Here is a 22319-nt window from a genome sequence, read left to right as displayed (position 1 = left end):
TCCCCTCTGCTGGCGTCACGGACCTCTTTGCGCGCTGCATGACTGTTTCAAAGCCCCGCCGATGCCTTCCTTCGTTCCCGGAACGAAAGGTTGTGGATGATGTCGTCAATCGGTGCAAGGCTCCCGATCGGCCCGATCGCGGAGATCGTCGGGCGCGTGTCATAGAAGGTGCGGCCGGCAAGATCGGTGAGGCGACGCGGCGTGATGTTTTCCAGGCGCATCATCATCTCCTCATTCGGGATCGGTCGTCCCCAGAGCATGATCTGACGGGCGATCTGGCCCGCACGGGCGGCCGCACTTTCCTGCCCCATCAGCAGCTGCGCACGGATCTGGGCGCGGGCGCGGTCGATTTCCGAACGGTCGACGCTTTCGGCGACACGATGCAATTCGTCGATTACCACCGGTACCAGCTCGGTCAGCTGTTCGCCACCCGTTGCCGCGTGAACGGCAAAGACGCCCGAATCGGAAAAGCCCCAGTGGAAGGCATAGACCGAATAGCAGAGGCCACGGATCTCACGGACTTCCTGAAACAGGCGCGAGGACATGCCGCCGCCGAGCACATTGGCAAGGATCTGCGAACAGTAGAAGTCATGGGCGTGATAGGCCGGGCCCTCGAAGCCGAGGATGACCTGGGCATCGGAAAGATCACGCGAAATGCGCACATCACCGCCGGTATAGGACGCCTCTTCCATGAAGGGCGGGGTTTCGGGCTGACGCGGCAGGCTGTCAAACTTGATCTCGATCTCGCGGACAAAGGCGTCATGGTCGATCGCACCGGTGCCGACGATGAAAATCCGGTCGGTGGTGTAATTGCGGGCCATATAGCGGCGGATGTCGTCTGGCCGAAACGCCATCACGGTATCGGGCGTGCCGAGGATCGGCCGGCCGATGGTCTGATCGCGAAAGGCGGCGCCGGCGAAATTGTCAAACACGACATCGTCGGGAATATCATTGGCGGCGCCAATTTCCTGCATGATGACGTTTTTCTCGCGCGCCAGCTCTTCCGGGTCGAAGACGGAATCGGTCAGGATGTCGGCAAGAATGTCCACGGCCAGCGGTAGGTGATCCTTCAGGACGCGGGCATAATAGGATGTCGTCTCCGTCGATGTGGCGGCGTTGACTTCTCCTCCAACATTCTCGATTTCCTCGGCAATCTGCCTGGCAGAGCGCCGGTTCGTTCCCTTGAACGCCATATGTTCGAGCAGGTGGGCGATACCGTGCTCGTTTTCGAGTTCATTGCGCGCTCCGGATTTGATCCACGCGCCGAGAGCGACGCTTTCGATATGCGGCATGTTCTCGGTTACGATCGTCAACCCGGATGGAAGCCGGGTGTACTCTACGGTCATGCGTACCTGCTTTCCTCGTTATGAACGTCCGACCCGCGCGGACGCACGGATATAACTCTCGACCTCTTCGAGGTTCGGGGAAAGGACATGGAACTGCTCCTCCCTGTCCATCAGATCAGCAAGCCATGATGGAAGCGCCGGGTCAATACCGCAAGCCGAATTTACTGCGTCTGGGAATTTGGCCGGATGGGCGGTGGAGAGCACGACCATCGGATTTTCGGCGCGCATATGCTGTCGGGCGACATAGAGACCGACGGCCGTATGCGGGTCTGCCAGATAACCTGTTTCCTTCAGTGTACGGGCGATCTCGCCCTTCACCTCGTCTTCTCCCGCGCGTCCGGCGGCAAAGTCTTTCCGGATCTCCGTCAGGGTTTCGGCCTCGATGTCGAAAGCGCCGGACTGTTTCAGGCTTGCCATGGCACGGCGCACGGCGCCGGCATCGCGGCCGCCAGCTTCAAACAGCAGCCGCTCAAAATTGGAGGAGATCTGGATATCCATGGATGGCGAGGTCGTCGCGGCAACGCCCTTCATCTCGTAGCGCCCGGTGGCAAGGGTGCGGGCCAGAATGTCATTGGCATTGGTTGAGATCACCAGACGGCCGACCGGAAGCCCCATGCGCTTGGCGACATAGCCGGCGAGGATATCGCCGAAATTACCGGTCGGAACGGTGAAATCGATCTCACGATCCGGTGCGCCGAGTGAAAGCGAAGCCGTGAAATAATAGACGACCTGGGCCATGATGCGGGCCCAGTTGATCGAGTTGACACCCGAAAGCTTGATGCCGGTGCGGAAGGGCGTGTCGTTGAACATGGCCTTGACGAGGTTCTGGCAATCATCGAAATCGCCTTCGATCGCCAGCGCATGCACATTCTCGCCCTTCGACGTCGTCATCTGGCGCTGTTGCACCGGCGACACCTTGCCGTGCGGAAACAGGATGAAGATATCGGTCCGCGCACTGCCGGCAAAGGCATCGATGGCGGCGCCGCCGGTATCGCCGGAGGTGGCGCCGACAATGGTGGCGCGCTCGTTGCGCTCACCAAGCACATGATCCATCAGCCGTGCCAGAAGCTGCATTGCAACATCCTTGAAGGCGAGGGTGGTGCCGTGGAACAATTCGAGGATGAAGGTGTTTTCGCCACTCTGGACGAGGGGAGCGACCGCTGTGTGACGGAAGGTCGCGTAGGCATCGTCAATCATGGCCTTCAGCACGTCATCGGCGATTTCGCCATCGATGAAGGGCTTGATGACCGCAAAGGCGACCTCGGCATAGGGCTTGCCGCGCAAGGCGCGGATCTGCGCTGCCGAAAACTGCGGAAAATCCACCGGCAGATAAAGGCCGCCATCGGAGGCAAGGCCCGCGAGAAGCGCATCGGAAAACTTCAGTGAGGGGGCTTCGCCCCGCGTTGAAACATATTCCACGGACAACCCCTTCGTGCTTGCCACGTTTACCTGATCATACCAGACTGTTAGCGCATCGTCTGACTGCTGGCATGTGTGATCGGGTTTTGGTAACGGTCTTGCGCGTGTAATGCGCTAGACAATCGATTTTTGCTGCGGGCGCTGATATAGACCAAAGCGGATTGGGTTGAAAAGCCCTGCTTACCGGAATGAACCGATGAAAGGGATGTTTGTCGTGCCAAGTCGCTCCTTGAGCCGTTTTGCGGCGGTGCTGGTATTTCCTGCACTTGTGGCCTGCTCCACCACGAAACAGGCCGAACCTGAAGCCAAACCTGCTGAAACCGTCACGGCCGGCGTTAATTTGACCGCGCTCGCGCGCATCTGCCCGCCGGTCATGCTTGACGACGATCACGCCTTTATCCGGGTCTACTCCCCGGCCAGCTCGACCAAGCCGGATGATCTCGTCTATCAGGTCTCGCTGGGGGCCTATATCCGCAGTTGCGATGTTGCCGCGCAGGGTGAGGCGCTTTCGCCCAATATTGCTGTCCAGGGCCGCATTGTCGGAGGCCCCAAGGCAAAGGCCGGAACCATCAATGTTCCGATCCATGTCGTGATGAAGGACAGCAAGACAACCTTCTACGATCAGGTCGTTACGCAGCCGGTGGACCTGCCTGCCGATACACTGACGACTCAGTTCATCTTCAAGAAGACGGATCTCATATTGCCGCCGACGGCCGGGCCGCTTGCCCGCATCTATGTCGGTGTCGGCAAGTAGCATTGATAAAGGCCGGTCCCTTCGGAGCCGGCCTTTTCTCTGTTGTTCAAATAAGCGTTTTTACAGCGTGCCTGACCACTCCAGGAGCGCGGTGGCAACGGCTGGAAGGTCGTTCATTCTGGCGATGACGGTTTCGGCGCCCGCATCGGTCAGCCTGTCCGCATGGGAGGGATAGGTGTGGGAGCCGCCGGTAAAGCCGACAACGCGCATGCCCGCGGCCTTTGCGCCCATGACGCCGTGAACCGAATCCTCGATCACCAGGGTCTTCTTCGGGTCGGCGCCCATCTTTTCAGCGCCAAACAGGAAAATGTCCGGCTTCGGCTTGACCCGGTCAGGGCCGAGGCTTTCGGCGGAAAAGATATTCGGCTGGAACAGGTCGATCAACCCGACCTTGGTCAGCATCATGTCGAGGCGTTCCAATGTCGAGTTGGAGCAGATGCAGCGCGGCTCGGACAGCTCCGACACGGCCTCGCGAATGCCAGGAATGGCTTTCAGTTCGCGTTTCAGCCGCTCATCCAGAATGACGTAGGACTGATCGATCAGATTTGCCTGCAGCGGAATGCTGGCTTCCTTTTCGACGGAGAGCAGGATGTCGCGCCAGGTCATGCCGGCGAAGCGTTCGCCGATCTCTCCCGCGGTAATCGGATAGCCGGCCTCTGTCAGCAGTTTTGATTCTACCTGGGCGGCGAGAAATTCCGAATCCACCAGAACACCGTCACAGTCGAAAATGATCAGATCAAAGCTGCTCATGCAAAATCCGCTTTCGTTGGAAAATAGGGCCAGAACATAGCGTCTGACTACATGAAGCATGGCCAAAGGACAATGCGTGAGCCGTGCCAATCGCGAAGCCCGGCCATGCAGGATGCGATTTTCTCACGCCGCATTCAGGCTTTGGTAACCAAGTTCAACGACATTCATGTGTGTAAGTCTGTGTCGAGTACGAGTTGAGGCGAGTATCTTATGGTTCCGGTTACGGCCCTTTCCGCGCATGTCAAAAATGCATCCAGCACCTCGTGGATCGATACGATCATCAAGGGTGATTGTGTTGCCGCTCTGGAAGCGCTTCCCGACCACTCGGTCGATGTCATCTTTGCCGATCCGCCCTATAATCTGCAGCTTGGCGGCACGCTTCACCGGCCGGATCAGTCCAAGGTCGATGCCGTCGATGATGCCTGGGATCAGTTTGCCTCGTTCGAGGCCTATGATGCCTTTACCCGCGCCTGGCTTCTGGCCTGCCGCCGCGTGCTCAAGCCAACCGGCACGATCTGGGTGATTGGCTCCTATCACAATATTTTCCGCGTCGGCGCCATGCTGCAGGATCTCGGCTTCTGGATTCTCAACGACATTGTCTGGCGCAAGACGAACCCGATGCCGAACTTCAAGGGCCGTCGGTTCCAGAATGCTCATGAGACCATGATCTGGGCGTCACCCTCCGCCGATGCCAAGGGCTATACCTTCAATTACGATGCGATGAAGGCCGCCAATGACGATGTGCAGATGCGCTCCGACTGGCTGTTTCCGATCTGCAACGGCGGCGAACGGCTGAAAGGCGAGGACGGCAAGAAGGTGCACCCGACCCAGAAGCCCGAAGCCCTGCTGGCCCGTGTCATTCTGTCATCGACAAAGCCGGGCGATGTGATCCTCGATCCTTTCCTTGGTTCCGGCACGACGGCGGCCGTTGCCAAGCGGCTGGGTCGCCATTTCGTCGGGATCGAGCGCGAGCAGACCTATATCGACGCAGCGCGTCAGCGCATCGATGCGGTTGAGCCGATGGCGGCGCCGATGCTGAAGCCGCTGCCAGGCAAGAAAGCGGAACCCCGCGTTGCCTTCGTCACGCTGGTGGAAAGCGGAATGGTGTCGCCGGGCCAGGTTCTGGTCTCGGCCAATGGCCGCTACCGCTCGGTGGTGCGCGCCGACGGCACGCTTGCAAGCGGGGCCGATGCCGGTTCGATCCACCGTCTTGGCGCGAAGGTTCAGGGGCTCGATGCCTGCAATGGCTGGACCTTCTGGCACTTCGAAGAGGGTGGTGAACTGTTCCCGATCGATCGTCTGCGTGCTGAAGTTCGCGCCGAAATGGCCGCAGCATCACTCTGACAGCGCCCGTTTCCCGTTAACCGGGACGGGTTTTCAAAAAAGATATCCCTGCCAGCCGCGTCAAAGTTCATGACCTCCGAACCACGCACGGCCGACGCTCGGGCCCGGATCAATCCGGGCCCGATGTCTTTTATCGCGGAAAGAAAGTGATCTAGAGCGCCGTGTGTCCTTTTGGACGTACCAGGACGCTCTATCTTGTTGAAACTACGTATCGTTCTTTTCGAAAATCGATTCCGGTTTTCAAGCCGATGCGCTAGTAGCGGATTCCGAGCGCCTCGAAATCGCGTTTCAGGGTTGCAGCGTCGGTGAACTGCACCGCCTGCCAGCCGGCGGCCCTGGCACCCTCGACATTGACCAGCGTGTCGTCGATGAACAGCGTAGCTGCCGGATCCAGCCCGAAGCTTGCGACGTGATGATCGAAGATATCGCGGTCGGGCTTGACCATGCCAATCTCGCCGGAAACGGTGATGCCGCGCGACAGTTCCAGGAACGGATAGCGCTTGCGGCATTCCTTGAAGGTGTCGGGTGCGAAATTGGTCAGCATGGTGATGTCCCAGCCGCCCGCCAGCAGCGCTTTCAGGATCTCGACGCTCTCATCATAGGAATAGGGCAGCATTTCGTGCCAGTATTTGCGGAAAGCGCGGATATTGTCTTCTTCGTCCGGAAAGGCGGCAATGGCGACAGCCTCGGCTTCGGCCCAGGATCGGCCGCGGTCCTGCTCGTGATTCCATTCATGGCTGCACACATTGGCGAGAAACCATTTGCGTTTTTCCTCATCCGGAATGATGTGCTGAAAGGGCAGGGTGGGATCGTAATGCACCAGCACCTTGCCGATGTCGAAAACGATGTGGCGTATTTCGGTTGTCATTTCACTCGTCCTCACTGGTCACGCGACCTTACTGGGCCTTGAAAATATCCGGAATGGCCTGGGTGATCGCCTTTTTCATCACGCTTGGCAAGGCCTGATCACCGATATCGCGGCTCGCAACCCAACGGCCGCCCTCGACATTTCGACGCGGGGTGGCCGCGCGGAAAACCGAAAGCCGCAATTCGAAATGGGTAAAGACATGGATGACCTCGCCGCAGGGCAGCCAGCTTGCGGCAAACGGGGCGGCGGCCTTTCCTGTTTCGCCGTCACGCCGTGAATTCCAGGCCGTCGTCGGCACTTCATCCATGCCGCCGAGAAGTCCGGTCGCAGGTCTCGTCTTCAGCAGGATCGCGCCATCTGGGGCGATCGCCACAAAGGCTGCACCGCGCCGGACCGGGCGGTCAGCCTTCTTCGCCTTCAGCGGAAAGCGCTCGGGATCATCGGCTTTCAGCGCCCCGCATTCACCGTTCAGCGGACAGAGCGCGCAGGCCGGGCGTTTCGGCGTGCAAATCGTTGCGCCGAGATCCATCATTGCCTGGGCGAAATCACCGGGGCGGGTTTCAGGCGTGATCTCCGCCGTTTTTTCACGGATATCCGGTTTTGCCGCAGGCAGTGGCGTCTCGATGCAAAAGAGCCGGGTCACGACCCGCTCGACATTGCCGTCGACCACGGGTTCCGCCCTGTCGAAGGCGATGGCGGCAATGGCGGCTGCGGTATAGTCGCCAATGCCGGGCAGGGCCTTCAGCCCGGCAAATGTATCGGGAAAGGTTCCGCCATGCGCGCTTGCAAGCGTTTCCGCGCATTTCTTGAGATTGCGGGCCCGGGCGTAATAGCCAAGTCCCGCCCAGGCGGCCATGACGCTGTCGGTCTCGGCTGAAGCGAGATCGCCAACGCGCGGCCAGCGCTCGAGAAACTTGGCGAAATAGGGTTTTACCGCCTGAACGGTGGTCTGCTGCAGCATGATTTCCGACAGCCAGACATGATAGGGGTCGGGGCGGATGCCGCGTGCCTTGTCGCCGGGGCCGATCCGCCAGGGCAGGACACGGTGATGGCGGTCATACCAGTCCAGAAGCTTCTGTGCGATGACATTCATGAAGAGCTCAAGCGTTTCCTTTTGCCGCAAAACGCCCTATGTTTGTCGCGATTTTTGACGGCGAAGCCATGGTTTTGCCGGAATATGGGGAATGATCGGGGCGATGAAGCACGGCCGCAGGGATAATGTCAATCAGATCGCCGATGTGGCCAATGCACTCATCGATCCCATTCTGGCGCGCCGCGCCGGCATCAGTACCTCACTGCTGAATGCCTGGGAAGAGATCGCCGGCGACGCCTATGCCGATTATTCTCGGCCCGAGAAAATCGTCTGGCCGCAGCGTTCGCAATCCTATGACGATACCTTCCGTCCCGGCACGCTGACGATTGCCTGCGAAGGCGCGCGCGCGCTGTTTCTCTCCCACGGGCAGGACGAACTGATCCACCGCGTCAATGGCTTTTTCGGCTTTGCCGCCATTGACCGCATCCGCATCGTGCAAAAACCGGTTCAGCCGGCCGGTCCGAGCCGGCGCAAGCTTCAGCCTCTTTCAAAGGCCGAGCGGATGAAATTGGACGAAAAGCTCGCCGATATCGAATCGGACAGGCTCAAGGCCGCCATTTTGCGGCTTGCCACCGGCGTCAAGGACGACGAGCGGCGGCGCAAATTGACCGAAAACAGAAAGAGGGGCCTGACGCCCCGCAGCCTGACATGACGGTCACGTATCTTTGAAGATCGTTGTTCGGCAAGCACTTGTGCACTGGCAGATTGACCGATATCGCAATTTACAGACCAACCTTACTGACGAGAGACATGACATGCCTGAAATCCAGATGACGAAGCGGACGCTGCTTGGCGGCCTTGCCATGGGCAGCCTTGGAACCGCTCTTCTTTCGACCGGCGGTACGGCCTTTGCCGAAGATGCGAAGCTGCCGGACAGCATCGGCAAGGTTGACATGGCCGAGGCGCTGAAGCCGGGGCCGCTGCCGGAAATTACCGAGGGTGACGAGAACGCGCCGGTCAAGATCATCGAATATTATTCGCTGACCTGCCCGCATTGCGAAAACTTCCAGAAGGTCACCTATCCGGCGATCAAGAAGGATTATATCGATACCGGCAAGGTCTATTATATCTTCCGCGAATTCCCCTTCGACCCGCGTGCCATGGCCGGCTTCATGCTCGCCCGCTGCGCCCCGAACGGCAAATATCTGCCCTTCGTTGACCTGATGTTCTCGCAGCAGCGCACCTGGGCCACGGCCGAGGATGGTTCGGCTGCAATGCTGCAAATGGCCAAGCTTGCCGGTTTTACACAGGAAAGCTTCCAGGCTTGCTTGACCGATCAGAAACTTCTCGATGATGTGAACACCATCAGAGATCGCGCCGAAAAGGAATTTGGTGTCAACGCGACCCCGACTTTCCTGATCAATGGCGAAAAATATGCGGGAGACATGCCGGTTGACACAATGTCAGCCCTCATTAACAGCATGCTCTGAACACGCGTCAGTCACCACGCCGGCGCGCGGCCGATATCGTGCGCCGGTCTTTCGGCCGGCAAGAACCGGGACGGGCCGGTTTGCGCATGCCTCCACCTTCTTTCTTTCGAACACAGCAAACGAGCAATTTCGTGACCCTGCCTGCCGGCTGCGCCCCGAGATCATGGGGGTGGGACGGTCATGAAATTCAATCGGCTTCGCCTTGTCGGCTTCAAATCCTTCGTTGAGCCCAGCGAGTTCGTGATCGAGCCGGGCCTGACTGGTGTCGTCGGCCCGAATGGCTGCGGCAAATCCAATCTGGTTGAAGCGCTGCGCTGGGTGATGGGCGAAAATTCCTACAAGAATATGCGCGCCTCCGGCATGGATGACGTGATCTTTTCCGGCTCGGGCAACCGTCCGGCGCGCAATTCTGCCGAGGTCGGTCTTTCGCTCGACAATTCCGATCGCACGGCACCCGCCGCCTTCAACGATAGTGACGAGATCCAGGTCTCGCGGCGCATCGCCCGCGAACAGGGATCGGTCTACCGCATCAATGGCAAGGAAGCGCGCGCCAAGGACGTGCAGCTGCTCTTTGCCGATGCCTCCACCGGCGCGCGTTCGCCCTCGATGGTCGGTCAGGGGCGGATTGGCGAGCTGATCCAGGCAAAGCCGCAGGCACGACGCCAGCTTCTGGAAGAGGCTGCGGGTATTTCCGGCCTCTATTCGCGCCGTCACGAGGCGGAACTGCGCCTGCGTGCAGCCGAAACCAATCTCGAACGCCTTGATGATGTGACTGCGCAGCTCTCGACCCAGATCGACAGTCTGAAGCGCCAGACCCGTCAGGCCGTGCGTTTCAAGGCGCTTTCGGCCGATATTCGTGCCCATGAGGCCATCCTTCTGCATCTGCGCTGGGCCGATGCCAAGGCGCAGGAGGGGGAGGCTGAAAGCCTGCTCAACCAGCTGACCGTTCATGTTGCGGAAAAGGCCAACCGGCAGATGGAGGCGGCGAAAAATCAGGCGGTCGCCGGTCTTGCCATGCCGCAGCTGCGTGATGCGGAAGTCGCAGCCGCCGCAGCCATGCAGCGCCTTGAGATCGCACGCCGCCAGCTGGAGGAAGATGCCGGCCGGGTGTTGCGAAGGCGCGATGAGCTTTCACGGCGGCTGGTGCAGCTTGACGAGGATATCCGCCGCGAACAGGCGATGATCGATGACAATGCCGCAATCCTTGCGCGGCTGGCGCAGGAAGAGGCCGAGCTGACCGAGGAGATCGGCTATTCCGGAGAGGCGCTTGAAGAGGCTCGCTATGCCATGGACGACGCTGCCACCGCGCTGGCCGAGGCAGAGCAGCGCTTTTCGGCGCTGACGGCCGAACGTGCCGAGGCGCAGGCCATCCGCGCCGAGCGCGAGCGGGCACTTGCCGATCTTTCAGCGCGGCGTCAGCGGCTCGATCAGCAGCTTCGGCAGGGCGAAGCAGAACTCGCCGCCATTGCCGGGCAGATTGCCGCCCTGCCGGATCCTGAGGCCCGGCGCGACGCCCTGGAAGCGGCGCAATTTGCCGAAGAGGATGCGCATGCGGCGCTTGAGACGGCCGAGGCGAGGCTCGCCGCTGCGCGGCAGCGTGAAATAGCCGCCCGCGCCCCGGTCGAAGCGGCAAAGGCGCGGCTTGCCGCGATCGAGACCGAAGCGAGGACCATTTCGTCCATGCTGGCGGCCAGTGCTGCATCGGGTGCTTTCAAACCGCTGGCCGAGCTGATCAGCATTCGCCCCGGCTTCGAGACGGCGCTTGGCGCGGTGCTGGGCGATGACCTGGAATCGCCGCTCGATCCGTCGGCAGCTGCTTTCTGGCATGGCAATGGTGCAGGCGATGAGGATCCGCCTCTGCCTGAAGGGGTAAAGAGCTTTGCCGGCCTGATCGAAGGACCGGAAGAGGTGCAACGCCGGCTTCGCCAGATCGGTCTCATCGAGGATGGCCAGGGCGAGGCGCTGATGGCGATCCTGAGGCCGGGCCAGCAACTGGTGACGAGAAGCGGAGCCGTCTACCGCTGGGACGGCCATGTTGCCGGGGCCGATGCGCCGAGTGCGGCAGCGCTGCGGCTGGCGCAGCGCAACCGGCTCATGGCACTGGAAACCGAAGGCGATGAGGCGGAAATCGCGCTGGAAGAAGCCGTCAGCCTGCAGGATGCCGCCGCACAGGCGGCGCTTGTGGCTGAGCAGGGTCTTGGAAACGCACGTGAGCGGCTCAGGGCGGCATCCCGGATGACGGCGGATGCACGGCTTGCGCTTGGCGAGGCGGAGAAGGCCGCAGGGGATCTGCTGCGCCGCCGCGATGTTGTGGCTGAGACCGTCAGCCAGCTCACCCTTCAGGCTGAGGATCTTGCCGCGCGGATGGAAACCGTGTCCGAAGCGCTGGAAGACGCTGGCGATTTCTCGGCGCTGGACATGAGGCTTTCGGCGGCGCAGGCCGAGGTGACGGGATTGCGCGGCGCTTTGGCGGAAACGCGGGCGCGTCATGACGGGTTGATCCGCGAGAATGATGCGCGCAAACGCCGTGTCGCATCGATCGCCCAGGAACGGAGCAGCTGGCAGAACCGTGCGAAAAGCGCTGAAAACCAGATCGCGACGCTCAAAGCCCGTTCGGCCGAAGCGCATGACGAGCTGGAGCAGCTCCAGGAAGCGCCGGAAGCAATGGAAGAGCAGCGCTACACCCTGACGCGCGAGCTTGAGAAGGCCGAGAAAACACGGCGCGATGCCGCCGATCGGCTCGCCGAAGCCGAAACCCGGCAGCGTGAGGCGGACCGGGTTGCCGCGCAGGCGCTCTTAGAACTGGCCGAAGCGCGCGAAAAGCGCGGCCGTGCCGAGGAGCGGCTGGTTTCCGCCCGGCAGCGCCGTGAAGACAGCGAAGCGCGCATTCGCGAGGCACTTGAGGTGCCGCCCCATGAGGCTTTCCGCCTGACCGGGCTTGGACCCGATCAGGCTATGCCGGAACCGATCACCGTTGAGCGCGCACTGGAACGTTTCAAGGTTGAGCGTGAGCGGCTTGGCGCCGTCAATCTGCGCGCCGAAGAGGAGCAGGCCGAGCTTTCGAAGGAATTTGAACGTCTTGTCGGCGAACGTGACGATGTGATCGACGCGATCCGCAAGCTGCGCGGTGCGATCCAGAGTCTCAATCGCGAGGGACGCGAGCGGCTTCTTTCAGCCTTCGATCAGGTCAATGAGCAATTTCAGCGCCTGTTTACGCATCTTTTCGGCGGCGGCACGGCGGAATTGCAGCTGATCGAGTCCGATGACCCACTGGAGGCCGGACTGGAGATCCTCGCCCGCCCGCCGGGGAAGAAGCCGCAGACGATGACGCTTCTGTCCGGTGGCGAACAGGCGTTGACGGCGATGGCGCTGATCTTCGCCGTTTTTCTCACCAATCCGGCGCCGATCTGCGTGCTGGACGAGGTTGATGCGCCGCTCGACGATCACAATGTCGAGCGCTACTGCAATCTGATGGAGGAAATGGTGAATTCGACCGAAACCCGTTTCGTGGTCATCACCCACAACCCCATCACCATGGCACGGATGGACCGGCTGTTCGGCGTCACCATGGCCGAACAGGGCGTGTCGCAACTGGTCTCGGTCGATCTGCAGACCGCCGAACGCATGGTCGAACAGGATCAGCCGCAGGTGCTGAATCTATAACGATTTCTGATTTTTAAATTACATGTCAGTTTGTGATGCTTGACGGTGCCGGCCGGGCGGTCGGGCAATGCTGCCGACCGCAGGAGGGGCAGCCGCCCGTTATCGGCCGATATCCGGCTGGATCGCGAAACTGCAAGTGCAGAGTGCAGTCCAATCACAGGCCATCGCGGGAGAGGTGGCCACGAGTGCCGCATGAACCCCATCGCGCGGCTTTTTCAAGGGAGGAAATACATGGCAATTTCACCAGCAGGTACTGGCGCGTCCAGTGGCTATCTGTCTCAAGGCAGCAATGCGAGTAGCCGCGCGCCATCACCGCCGCCGCAATCTCCGGCAGTGCACACAAACCCGTCGCCGATCGTATTGCAGGATCCGCCGGCCAATCGTGAGGAAGCGCAACAGCGCTTTAACCAGGAACGGGAACGCTTTGCGGCATGGCATCATGGTTCGAAGCCAAGCGGCACAGATGACAAGCAGTCCGACAAATAGCGGTCCTGCACCATTTTGACGTTGCGGCCTCCGGCTGGCACTGTCCGGCCGGAGGCGTTTGCGTTGGGAAGCGGTGATTTACTGCGCGGCCGGGGTCCACGGATCGAGCGCATCCATCTTGTCCTGACGGCGCTGATCGGGCGACTTCGACCAGTCGCCACCAAAGGCGGCCGACTCCCATGATCCGTATTCAGGGTTGGGAAGCATGATCCAGTCGTGGCCCCAGTGATCCGCCGACGCATCGAAGAAGGCCTGGCGCTCTTCGAGCGTGCCCTCTGCCTTGTCCGTGAAATCGCCGAGATTGTCGCCCATCAGCATGACGACCCGATAATCCTTGGCAACGTAGTCGATGCGGCTTTCCTTGGCCGAAGTCCACTCTTCCTTGTCCCCGCGCAGGAGCACGGTGTCGACATTGCCGCCCATCGGAAAGCCGAGCTTTTCGAGATTGGCGACGGTGCCGTCTTTCTCGATCGCCTTTCTGTTGGAGACGTAGAAAATCTTTACGCCCTTGCTGTCGGCATAGTTGAGGAAGTCGAGTGCGCCGGGAACGGCCTTGGAGGTCTGGCTGTTGACGTAGTCGGTCCATTCCTTGGAGCTGTAACTCGTGCCACGCGTGACCAGTGAGGCTTCATAATTGCCGTTGTCGAGCATGGTTTCGTCCAGGTCCGTTACAATCGCAACCGGCAGATCGGCATAACCTTCCGGCTGCTTGTCGGCGACAGCCGTCCAGCTGGTATCGGCCAGCGCATCGCCCAGCTGCATCTTGGCGAGCTTGAAGATCTCGCTGACGGTGGCCTTATATTCGACAGAGGTTTCCATCCATACGGTCGCGTTCAGAAGATCGTTCTGAGGGACGGTGGCATCCTGAGCCGATGCCGGAGCTGAAAATGCAAGAAATGCGAGTGTGAGCGAGGTGGCGAGACCGGAAAATACGGTCGCCGAACGGAGGTTTGACCTGGACATGAAATTTCCCCTTGCTGGAATCTGGTATCGTTGAAGATGACAAGTTTGTGACAGTGTTTCGGCAAGGTCAAGCGTGGCCTTCAGGCCATCCGCTTGCCATGTTCCGGCATCTGTCTGACCCCGGTGCGGCATTGGTCTTTCGGGGGAGGAGGGAAAATTTCCCTGCAATACCAATTCTCATTTCGACCATGATGCACTAACGTCGGCGCAAAAGGGTTGAATGGCATATCCGGCGGCATGGCTTCCGGATCGGGCGGTCATATGGCGAATTGGGTTTTTGGTTTCGGTGCTTCCGAAACGGATGGACGAATCATCGATCGGGACAGGCTGGGCGGCAAGGGCGCCGGGCTTGCCGAAATGGCGTCACTTGGCCTGCCGGTGCCGGCCGGGTTCACGATCATTGCCGATGTGTGCCAGTACTTCTACGATCACGCCAAGACCTTTCCCGATGGTCTGGCAGACGAAGTCGTGTCGGGGATCGCCTCTATCGAGAAGATTGCCGGGCGCCGCTTCGGCGATTTCAAGCAGCCATTGCTGCTGTCAGTGCGTTCTGGTGCGCGCGTCTCCATGCCCGGCATGATGGATACGGTGCTCAATCTCGGTCTGAACGATGAGACGGTTCAGGCGCTTGCCGCCGACACCGGCGATGCGCGTTTTGCCTGGGACAGTTACCGCCGTTTCATCCAGATGTATGCCGATGTGGTGATGGGGCTCGACGCGGAGTTTTTCGAGGAGCTGCTGGAAGAGGCGGTTGACGCCTTTGGACATCAGAGCGACACGCAGCTTTCGGCCGCAGAGCTGAAGGAGATTACCGAACGCTACAAGGTGCTTCTGGAAGAAGAGCTGGGCGAAAGCTTTCCGCAGGATCCGATGCTGCAGCTCTGGGGGGCGATCTCGGCTGTTTTCTCCTCCTGGACCAGCGCCCGCGCCACCACCTACAGGGCACTGCATTCCATTCCCTTCGAATGGGGAACGGCGGTCAATATCCAGGCCATGGTGTTCGGCAACCTTGGCAATGATTCCGCCACCGGCGTTGCCTTCACCCGCAACCCTTCGACCGGCGAGAAGGCGCTTTACGGCGAATTCCTCGTCAATGCTCAAGGGGAGGATGTCGTTGCCGGCATTCGCACGCCGCAAAGCGTTACCGAGGCGGGCCGCATCGCCTCCGGGGGAGAAAAGCCGTCGCTGGAAAAGCTGATGCCGGTTGCCTTTGGCGAACTGGTCAAGGTTGCCGGTAGGCTGGAGCGCCATTATGGCGACATGCAGGATCTCGAATTCACCATTGAGCGCGGGCGTCTGTGGATGCTGCAGACCCGGGCGGGCAAGCGCTCGGCCCAGGCTGGCATGAAGATCGCGATGGATCTGGCCGATGAAGGGCTGATCACCCGCGAGGAGGCGATCGAGCGGATCGATCCGGCGACCCTGGATCAGATGCTGCATCCGACGATAGCGCCGGAATATAAAGGCAATCTGATCGGCAGCGGATTGCCGGCCTCACCTGGGGCGGTGACCGGCCAGATCGTGTTTTCGGCCGAAGAGGCGATTGCCGCCGATGGCGAGGGCCGCAAGGTCATTCTGGTGCGCACCGAGACCAGCCCGGAAGACATTCACGGCATGACGGTTGCCGAAGGCGTGCTGACCACGCGTGGCGGCATGACCAGCCATGCGGCCGTCGTTGCCCGCGGCATGGGCGTGCCCTGTGTGACCGGAGCCGGCACGATGCGGGTCGACCGCCATGCCAATATTCTCTATGGCCTGGGCGGTGTTGCGCTTCATGCCGGTGATCTGATCACCATCGACGGTTCGACCGGCCGGGTCATCAAGGGCCAGGCACCGACGCAGAAACCGGCGCTTTCGGGTGATTTTCGCCGGCTGATGGAATGGGCTGACGCTGCACGGCGGATGAAGGTGCGCACCAATGCCGATACGCCGGGCGACGCCCGGGCCGCACGCGAATTCGGCGCCGAGGGGATCGGCCTCTGTCGCACCGAGCACATGTTCTTCGATGGCGGTCGCATCCATACGATGCGGCGGATGATCCTGGCCGAGACGGCGGAGGGGCGGCGGCAGGCGCTTGACCAGCTGCTGCCGATCCAGCGCGGCGATTTCGAAGCACTGTTCGCCATCATGCATGGCCAGCCGGTAACGATCCGTCTGCTTGATCCGCCGCTGCACGAATTTCTGCCCAAGACCGATAGCGAGCTGGAGGATGTCGCCGTCGCGCTGGATATGGAAACGCCGGCGCTCAGGCAGCGCATCGATGCGCTTTACGAGTTCAATCCGATGCTGGGTCATCGTGGCTGCCGGCTGGCAATTTCCTATCCGGAAATCGCCGAGATGCAGGCGCGTGCCATCTTCGAGGCTGCCGTTGCCGCGGCACGGACAACGGGCGAACCGGTGGTGCCGGAAATCATGGTGCCGCTGGTCAGCCTTCGCGCGGAGCTTGACTACGTCAAGGCGCGCATTGACGAGGTCGCGCGCCGCGTCATGGATGAAAGCGGCATGGAGATCGATTATCTGGTCGGCACCATGGTGGAACTGCCGCGCGCAGCACTCCGCGCCCACGAGATCGCCGAAACGGCTGCGTTTTTCTCGCTTGGTACCAATGATCTGACGCAGACCACATTCGGCCTGTCGCGTGATGATGCGCCCGCCTTTCTGTCGACTTATCAGAAGAAGGGCATCATCGAGCGCGACCCCTTCATCTCGCTTGATTTTGACGGTGTCGGCGAATTGATGCAGCTGGCGGCCGAGCGCGGCCGTCAGACCAAGCCGACGCTGCAGATCGGCATCTGCGGCGAACATGGCGGCGATCCTGCCTCGATCAGCTTTTGTGAAGGCCTCGGGCTCGACTATGTGTCCTGTTCGCCGTTCCGTGTGCCGACGGCAAAGCTTGCCGCAGCCCAGGCCGCGATCCGAAACAGGCGGCGCTGACTGCGCTCAGCGCTACGCCGTCAACCGGTAGGAGCCGGCAATGGACGGGTTGCCTTCGGTGACAACCGTGCCGCTTTCGACAAGCGCTTCGAGGTGGGCGAAAACCGACATGGCCGCCGCCCCGTGCAAGGCGCGGTCCGTCGAGCGGTAGAGCACCTCGACCATTTCGGCGATGAACCGGTCACCCGCTTCCAGCCGCGCCAGAATGGCCCTCTCGCGCATCCGGCGATGCGAGCGAATACCGCGAACAAAGCTTGCCGCATCCTCGACCGGGCCGCCATGGCCGGGGAGGTAGCGGCTCTCGGAGCGCGCCAGCAGCTTTTCCAGCGACATCATGTAATCCGCCATCGCGCCGTCAGGCGGGGCAACGACGGTGGTCGACCAGGCCATGACATGGTCGCCGGAGAACAGGATCGGTGTCCCGACAAGGGCAAAAGCGGCATGATTGGCGGTGTGGCCGGGCGTGAGAACCGTTTCCAGGACGAATTTGCCCGTCCCGATCCGGCTCGCATCCGTGAGCATGATATCAGGAACGAGCTCCATATCGGCACTTTCGGCAAAGGCATTGCTTTCGCCCTGATGAAGCGGCCGGGCCGGACGGTGACCGCCTTCGGCTGCAACCGGTGCGCCGGTCACAGCCTTCAGGCGGGCGGCCAGCGGCGAGTGATCACGATGCGTGTGGGTGACAACGATATGGCTGACGCGGCGGTTTCCGATCGCAGCCAGAAGCGCGGCAAGATGGGTCTCGTCCGCCGGGCCGGGGTCGAGCACCATCACCGTTTCGTCACCGATGATATAGCTGTTGGTTCCGGTAAAGGTAAAAGGCGAGGGGTTGTCGGCGGTAACCCGAAGGATCCCGTCAGCAACGGCAACAGGCTCTTCATGGCGTGGCGCAAAACTGCGCTCGAAGATCGGCTCGGTCATGACCATCCTTTCAGCGGGTGCGGTCTGTGTTATGAAGGTGCGCCGTGGTAGAAATCAAGCTTGCGCAGCAATCCTTTATACAAGTGATGCGTTGTCGGACGGACGGTGCCGAATTTCTGTCCCAAAAAGCCGAATAAAGATTGTCGTTCTCTGGAAGCTTTGCTATGAGGCGGCGGTTGTCGCGGCCTGTCCGCGCAATAGTGCTGGGGTGTAGCCAAGCGGTAAGGCACCGGTTTTTGGTATCGGCATGCGCTGGTTCGAATCCAGCCACCCCAGCCAACTCTTTCATCACGTCATTGAAATCATTTATGATTCACTGGGTATATCGGTGCAGGTGTTCGGCTGTGTCGCACAAGACTGTCGCACAGCGCGACATGAGGCTGGTTCACGGACGTCTATCTGTCCCGAGAAGAAGACGATCGCGCCGATCCGTCAGCTCCGCGGACCGCGCGATTTCCCCGCGTTCGGGTCCGCGCCAGGAGGGACGCCCGTTCACTCGGCGGCATCGACCCCGGTGACCTGAAACGGGGCCCAGGCGGATGGATGGGCGAGCGAATGTCCCTCCGCATCTGTTGCGGGGTCGTTCATCACCTGCACCATCGCGCGCCGCAGCGCTTCGGCATGCGAGACATGCTCGCGTTCCGCCTCGGAGACGGCAAGGGGCGTCAGCTTTGAAGCCGCATCATCGCGCACCGGCCAGTGCGACACCAGAAGCGAACGCGCCCCGGCGTAGAAGAAGGCCCGCGCCAGACCGGAGAGCCCCTCGGCATCCGGTGTCTGATCTTCACCCGCTGCGGTGTCGCAGGCAGACAGGATCACCCAATCTGCATCGAGAGAGAGCCGGGTCACCTCGGAGGCGGTGAGCAGCCCGTCATCGATCCAGGGGTCGTCGTCAGCGCCCGCTTCGGCTGCCGCAGCGTCATCGGCGGCAATCGTGGCCGCGCCGGAAACGGGTGGGCTGAGCGCAAGCGCCGGCTCGGTGAGCCCGCCAAAGGCGCCGGCCATCAGACCATGCGTCGCCATCACCACCACACGCGCATGCGGCAGCAATCCGTCTTTCTGGGCGCGGGCGAGGCCAGATTCGGAAGCTTCCTGTCCCAGCAGCAAAGCGTCCCCGGAGGCGCCGAAGACAGAGGCGAGTTTTTCGATTTCACGACGGGTTTCGGGCAGGCGCGGCAGGCGGCGCACGATATCGGGATTGGCGACGGCCGAGCGGAACAGATCACCGTTATCGTCTGCTTCTTGGCCACGGTCAGCGCCAGAGCGTCCGCCAAAGGCAGGGTCCCCTAGCCCGAAGAATGACCGGTCGGCGCGGGGCGGGGGATTTTCGGCGGCAGGGGGCGTGGCCTGGCGCAATGCGCGCAGCGACGATATGGCGGGAATGACCGAGAGCGCGTGACGGGCCCCGAGCCATTGTGTGGACCGAAGGGCGGCGGGATCGGCATCTCCGGCTCTCCCGCCTGGCGGTGGCGCGGTCACCAGCGGCGCGAAGGGCAGGCTGAGCAGCATCCCCTGTGGCGCAAGGATCCAGTCGGGCTTGTCCGCGATCACAGCTTGGAGCGCGGGATCGCCCAGCAGCTTCTGATAGAGCCGATAGGCAAAATCACGGTCGAAACCTGCAACCCCTTCGCTATCCTCTTCAAGGCTGAAGGCACCCCGCGCCCGCATTGCGACGACATCGGGCCGGGTCGCCCCACTGCCGCTGAGCATTCTGTGAAAAAGGCTCAGATCGGCGCGCAGCTCGGATTCACGGACGCTGATCGGGGCCCAGGCCAGCTTGTCGCGGCTGACCGTCCAGACAAGCCCCGGCTTTTCGTCATGGGGGGGCATCAGCAGGATCAGCGCCTCGGTTTCCCGCAGCAGCGGCGGTGCACCGTCCGTCCCGCGGATCTCGGCGATGCGAACCGGCTGCGGCGCCAGCATGTCGAAGAACCGCGGAAAGTCGGTGGCGAGCGCCTCGGCGCGGGCGTTGACCGTCTTCACCGCCGCGTCGCGCTGATCTTGCAGGCGCCGGATCTCGTCCTTGTCGATCTGATCCCCTGCGGCGCGGCGGTCGAGAGCCCGGTCTGTGGCCTCGGTCAGCGCCAGTACCCGTTTCTGTGCAGCCTCGAAGGCGCTGAAGCCTGTCTTCAGCGCCGCAGTCTGCAGCGCCAGCCGCGCGGTGGAACGGGCCACGGCAAGTGCCGCGCCGCTTTGCCCGAGCTGAACTGCGTGAAATGCTTCTTCGGCCGAAAGATCTGCATCCTGCGGATTGTCCTGTCCTTCTGCTGGCCCGGCGCTGGTATCGGCTGCGCCGTCATGCAGGGCGTCACGCGCGGCCCAGATCGCGTCGGCCGTCGCTGTTCCTGCCGCGCGGGCCTCGCCGATGACTGCCCGGCGCAGCACCTCGTCCATGGTTGAACTGAGCAGCAGGCGTTCCTGCTGCGCCGCGACGATGTCGCGCCGCACCGCCAAAGCCTCGGCATGGCGGCCACTTGCTTCGAGCAGCGCCGCGCTCTTGCCGAGCATATAGATGTATTTCGGGCTGGTTCGCCCGTTTTCCCGGAGACTGTCCGCCGCCGCCGAGCGGAACAGGCTGATCAGGCCCGCGTCCGGCTGATCCGTATTCAGTGTCATGACCTGGGTACCGAGCGCCGTTGTCACCAGCGATGAGTCCGCGCCATAGACGCGGGTTGCTGTGGCTATCCCGTCGAGCAGGATACGATAGCTCTCCGCCTGTTCGCCCCTGGCAGCGAGGATCGCCGCCAGCGTTCCCACCCGGATCAGGGTCGTTTCAGATGTCGGGCCGAGAACCCGGCGCGAGCGCTCCACTGTGTCGCGGCTCAGTTCCAGCGCTTCGTCGTTGCGGCCGGCATGGTGCAGCGCCACCGCATAGCTGCCGGCGAATTCGAGCGACCGTGGATGATCGGGGCCGAGGAGCTGCCGGCTCAGCCCGGTGCCACGGCCAAAGATCGCGCGCGCCTCTTGCTCGAGTTGCGGGACATGAAATTCTGGATCGCGTGTCAGGACGAGCGCGATGTTCCAGAGCGGCTCGAGAACGGCCTTGCCGTCGGTGCCCTCAGCCTTTTCCGCCGCGCGCAACTGCTTTCTCCAGAAGAACAGCGCTCTCTCAGGATTGGTTTTCATCCCCGCTTTTTCGGCACGCTGATACCAGTCCGCGGCCGCGGTGGCGTCCCTGGTCACACCCTGTCCGGTCTCGTACAGGAGCCCGAGCTGGGATTGCGCTTCCGCATTGCCCTGCTCGGCGGCGCGGTGATACCAGAGCGCGGCTTGCGCGGGATCGGCGGCCTGGCCGAGGCCATGGTAAGCGAAGAAGCCGAGCCGGACCTGCGCTTTCTGCTCGCCCTGCCGGGCCGCCAGCTGATACCAGTGCATGGCCTGCACCACATCGCCATCGGTCTCATAATCTCTGCCAAGCTCATATTGGGCTGCCGCGTCGCCCTGATCGGCTGCGCGGCGCTGCCACTTGCGCGATTCCGTCATATCCTCGGGCACACCGTTGCCGATCGAATAGTTGAGGGCAACGATCCGTTGCGACAGGACATCGCCCTGTTCGGCAGCCAGCAGATACCAGCGCATTGCCTCGGCAATGTTCTTTGGTACGCCGAAACCGTTCTGATAGAGATAACCGAGCGTCGATTGCGCCTGCATATGCCCCTGCTCGGCAGCCATGCGATACCAATACGCGGCGCGGGCGAGGTCCTGCCTGCCGGAGGATGCATCGCGATAGAGCACGCCGAGCGCAAATTGCGCCGGGGCATGTCCCTGTTCGGCGGCCTTGAGAAACCAGCTTTCGGCTCTGGTCATATCCTTCGGCACGCCGCTGCCATTGTAATTCAGGGCGCCGAGCACGAATTGCGCATCCGGTTCGCCCGCTTCGGCCAACGGGGCCAGTTCCTGCAGGGCCGTTGCAAAGTCACCCTGAATGGCTGCGGCATAGCCCTTGTCGAAATCCTGAGCCTGAAGCTGCTGCGGGACGCTGCTGCCGATCCACAGCGACAGGATCAGGATCGACAGTCCAGGGCGGGGCAGGGAAAACGCAGGGCAGGGCAAGGTGATCATGAGCCGGGCTCTTCGCGGAACCTAGGATCAGCCAAATCTAGAGCAACTTCTCCGCTGGCGCAAACATATCGAATAGACAGCGACCCGCAACGGTAGCGGGTCGGGTTCGCCCGCGAGGCGTCGCTTTCGCAGATCGAGGGCGGCCCTGGCAAAGCAGAGCATGACCATTGCCTCTATCCCGCCTGTTTTCTCAGAACCGGTAACCGAGCCGGATGGAGCCGACATGGGACTGGTAGCCATCGGCGAAGCTGCCGTCATATTCGAGCTTCACCTGCAATCCGTG

At 61.7% G+C, this 22319-nt stretch carries 15 protein-coding genes and 1 tRNA gene; 8 read left to right on the top strand and 8 right to left on the bottom strand.

Annotated features, from left to right (window positions below; translation table 11 throughout):
* Positions 1–47: 47 nt before the first annotated feature.
* Both HCK86_RS18470 and thrC read right to left on the bottom strand, forming a co-directional pair.
* Positions 48–1346: a pitrilysin family protein gene (locus HCK86_RS18470; RefSeq protein ID WP_176085961.1), complete on the bottom strand. Its 1299-nt coding sequence runs from the start codon at positions 1344–1346 to the stop codon at positions 48–50.
* A gap of 18 nt (positions 1347–1364) precedes the next feature.
* On the bottom strand, positions 1365–2765 hold the full coding sequence (gene thrC, locus HCK86_RS18465; protein ID WP_176085960.1) for a threonine synthase: 1401 nt from the start codon (positions 2763–2765) through the stop codon (positions 1365–1367).
* 196 nt (positions 2766–2961) lie between these two features.
* On the opposite strand from thrC, the gene HCK86_RS18460 reads away from it, so the two are divergent.
* A complete protein-coding gene (locus HCK86_RS18460) occupies positions 2962–3519 on the top strand; it encodes a hypothetical protein (RefSeq protein ID WP_176085959.1) in 558 nt (185 codons plus the stop codon).
* A 60-nt stretch (positions 3520–3579) separates the two neighbouring features.
* On the opposite strand, the gene HCK86_RS18455 is transcribed toward HCK86_RS18460, so the two are convergent.
* Positions 3580–4269: an HAD family phosphatase gene (locus HCK86_RS18455; protein WP_176085958.1), complete on the bottom strand. Its 690-nt coding sequence runs from the start codon at positions 4267–4269 to the stop codon at positions 3580–3582.
* Positions 4270–4479: 210 nt separating this feature from the next.
* Between HCK86_RS18455 and HCK86_RS18450 the strand changes: the two genes are divergently transcribed.
* A complete protein-coding gene (locus HCK86_RS18450) occupies positions 4480–5613 on the top strand; it encodes a site-specific DNA-methyltransferase (protein ID WP_176085957.1) in 1134 nt (377 codons plus the stop codon).
* 253 nt (positions 5614–5866) lie between these two features.
* Here HCK86_RS18450 and HCK86_RS18445 read toward each other — a convergent pair whose 3' ends face one another.
* Both HCK86_RS18445 and mutY read right to left on the bottom strand, forming a co-directional pair.
* Positions 5867–6481, bottom strand: coding sequence for an HAD family phosphatase (locus HCK86_RS18445; protein ID WP_176085956.1), 615 nt, complete (start codon positions 6479–6481; stop codon positions 5867–5869).
* Between the two features lie 28 nt (positions 6482–6509).
* Positions 6510–7574: an A/G-specific adenine glycosylase gene (mutY, locus tag HCK86_RS18440; protein WP_176085955.1), complete on the bottom strand. Its 1065-nt coding sequence runs from the start codon at positions 7572–7574 to the stop codon at positions 6510–6512.
* A 91-nt stretch (positions 7575–7665) separates the two neighbouring features.
* Between mutY and HCK86_RS18435 the strand changes: the two genes are divergently transcribed.
* The 4 genes from HCK86_RS18435 (at position 7666) to HCK86_RS18420 (ending at position 13153) form a co-directional block, all read left to right on the top strand.
* Positions 7666–8226: a DciA family protein gene (locus HCK86_RS18435; protein ID WP_246739669.1), complete on the top strand. Its 561-nt coding sequence runs from the start codon at positions 7666–7668 to the stop codon at positions 8224–8226.
* Between the two features lie 103 nt (positions 8227–8329).
* Complete coding sequence (locus HCK86_RS18430; RefSeq protein WP_176085954.1) at positions 8330–9004, top strand: DsbA family protein; 675 nt, start codon at positions 8330–8332, stop codon at positions 9002–9004.
* 180 nt (positions 9005–9184) lie between these two features.
* Positions 9185–12667 (top strand): chromosome segregation SMC family protein, encoded by a 3483-nt coding sequence (locus tag HCK86_RS18425; RefSeq protein WP_176085953.1) that lies wholly within the window; start codon positions 9185–9187, stop codon positions 12665–12667.
* A 192-nt stretch (positions 12668–12859) separates the two neighbouring features.
* Positions 12860–13153: a hypothetical protein gene (locus HCK86_RS18420; RefSeq protein WP_176085952.1), complete on the top strand. Its 294-nt coding sequence runs from the start codon at positions 12860–12862 to the stop codon at positions 13151–13153.
* A gap of 78 nt (positions 13154–13231) precedes the next feature.
* On the opposite strand, the gene HCK86_RS18415 is transcribed toward HCK86_RS18420, so the two are convergent.
* Positions 13232–14116, bottom strand: a complete 885-nt coding sequence (locus HCK86_RS18415; protein ID WP_176085951.1) for a 5'-nucleotidase, lipoprotein e(P4) family — start codon at positions 14114–14116, stop codon at positions 13232–13234.
* Between the two features lie 261 nt (positions 14117–14377).
* Here HCK86_RS18415 and ppdK point away from each other — a divergent pair, with 261 nt between their 5' ends.
* Positions 14378–17050, top strand: coding sequence for a pyruvate, phosphate dikinase (ppdK, locus tag HCK86_RS18410; RefSeq protein ID WP_176085950.1), 2673 nt, complete (start codon positions 14378–14380; stop codon positions 17048–17050).
* A 12-nt stretch (positions 17051–17062) separates the two neighbouring features.
* Here ppdK and HCK86_RS18405 read toward each other — a convergent pair whose 3' ends face one another.
* Positions 17063–17974, bottom strand: coding sequence for an MBL fold metallo-hydrolase (locus HCK86_RS18405; protein WP_176085949.1), 912 nt, complete (start codon positions 17972–17974; stop codon positions 17063–17065).
* Positions 17975–18178: 204 nt separating this feature from the next.
* On the opposite strand from HCK86_RS18405, the gene HCK86_RS18400 reads away from it, so the two are divergent.
* Positions 18179–18253, top strand: a tRNA-Gln gene (locus HCK86_RS18400).
* Between the two features lie 213 nt (positions 18254–18466).
* Here HCK86_RS18400 and HCK86_RS18395 read toward each other — a convergent pair.
* Positions 18467–22036, bottom strand: a complete 3570-nt coding sequence (locus HCK86_RS18395) for a CHAT domain-containing protein (protein ID WP_176085948.1) — start codon at positions 22034–22036, stop codon at positions 18467–18469.
* Between the last annotated feature and the right edge of the window lie 283 nt (positions 22037–22319).

The organism is Martelella sp. HB161492 (assembly GCF_013184775.1).
GTDB lineage: Bacteria > Pseudomonadota > Alphaproteobacteria > Rhizobiales > Rhizobiaceae > Martelella.
The sequence above is the reverse complement of the archived record's forward strand: the minus strand, read 5'-3'. Positions and strand labels throughout refer to the sequence as shown.

Coding starts and splice junctions, on each gene's coding strand:
- HCK86_RS18470 (WP_176085961.1), bottom strand. CDS start 1,346: ATGACCGTAGAGTACACCCGGCTTCCATCCGGGTTGACGATCGTAACC.
- HCK86_RS18460 (WP_176085959.1), top strand. CDS start 2,962: ATGAAAGGGATGTTTGTCGTGCCAAGTCGCTCCTTGAGCCGTTTTGCG.
- HCK86_RS18455 (WP_176085958.1), bottom strand. CDS start 4,269: ATGAGCAGCTTTGATCTGATCATTTTCGACTGTGACGGTGTTCTGGTG.
- HCK86_RS18450 (WP_176085957.1), top strand. CDS start 4,480: ATGGTTCCGGTTACGGCCCTTTCCGCGCATGTCAAAAATGCATCCAGC.
- HCK86_RS18445 (WP_176085956.1), bottom strand. CDS start 6,481: ATGACAACCGAAATACGCCACATCGTTTTCGACATCGGCAAGGTGCTG.
- mutY (WP_176085955.1), bottom strand. CDS start 7,574: ATGAATGTCATCGCACAGAAGCTTCTGGACTGGTATGACCGCCATCAC.
- HCK86_RS18435 (WP_246739669.1), top strand. CDS start 7,666: ATGATCGGGGCGATGAAGCACGGCCGCAGGGATAATGTCAATCAGATC.
- HCK86_RS18430 (WP_176085954.1), top strand. CDS start 8,330: ATGCCTGAAATCCAGATGACGAAGCGGACGCTGCTTGGCGGCCTTGCC.
- HCK86_RS18425 (WP_176085953.1), top strand. CDS start 9,185: ATGAAATTCAATCGGCTTCGCCTTGTCGGCTTCAAATCCTTCGTTGAG.
- HCK86_RS18420 (WP_176085952.1), top strand. CDS start 12,860: ATGAACCCCATCGCGCGGCTTTTTCAAGGGAGGAAATACATGGCAATT.
- HCK86_RS18415 (WP_176085951.1), bottom strand. CDS start 14,116: ATGTCCAGGTCAAACCTCCGTTCGGCGACCGTATTTTCCGGTCTCGCC.
- ppdK (WP_176085950.1), top strand. CDS start 14,378: ATGGCGAATTGGGTTTTTGGTTTCGGTGCTTCCGAAACGGATGGACGA.
- HCK86_RS18405 (WP_176085949.1), bottom strand. CDS start 17,974: ATGACCGAGCCGATCTTCGAGCGCAGTTTTGCGCCACGCCATGAAGAG.
- HCK86_RS18395 (WP_176085948.1), bottom strand. CDS start 22,036: ATGATCACCTTGCCCTGCCCTGCGTTTTCCCTGCCCCGCCCTGGACTG.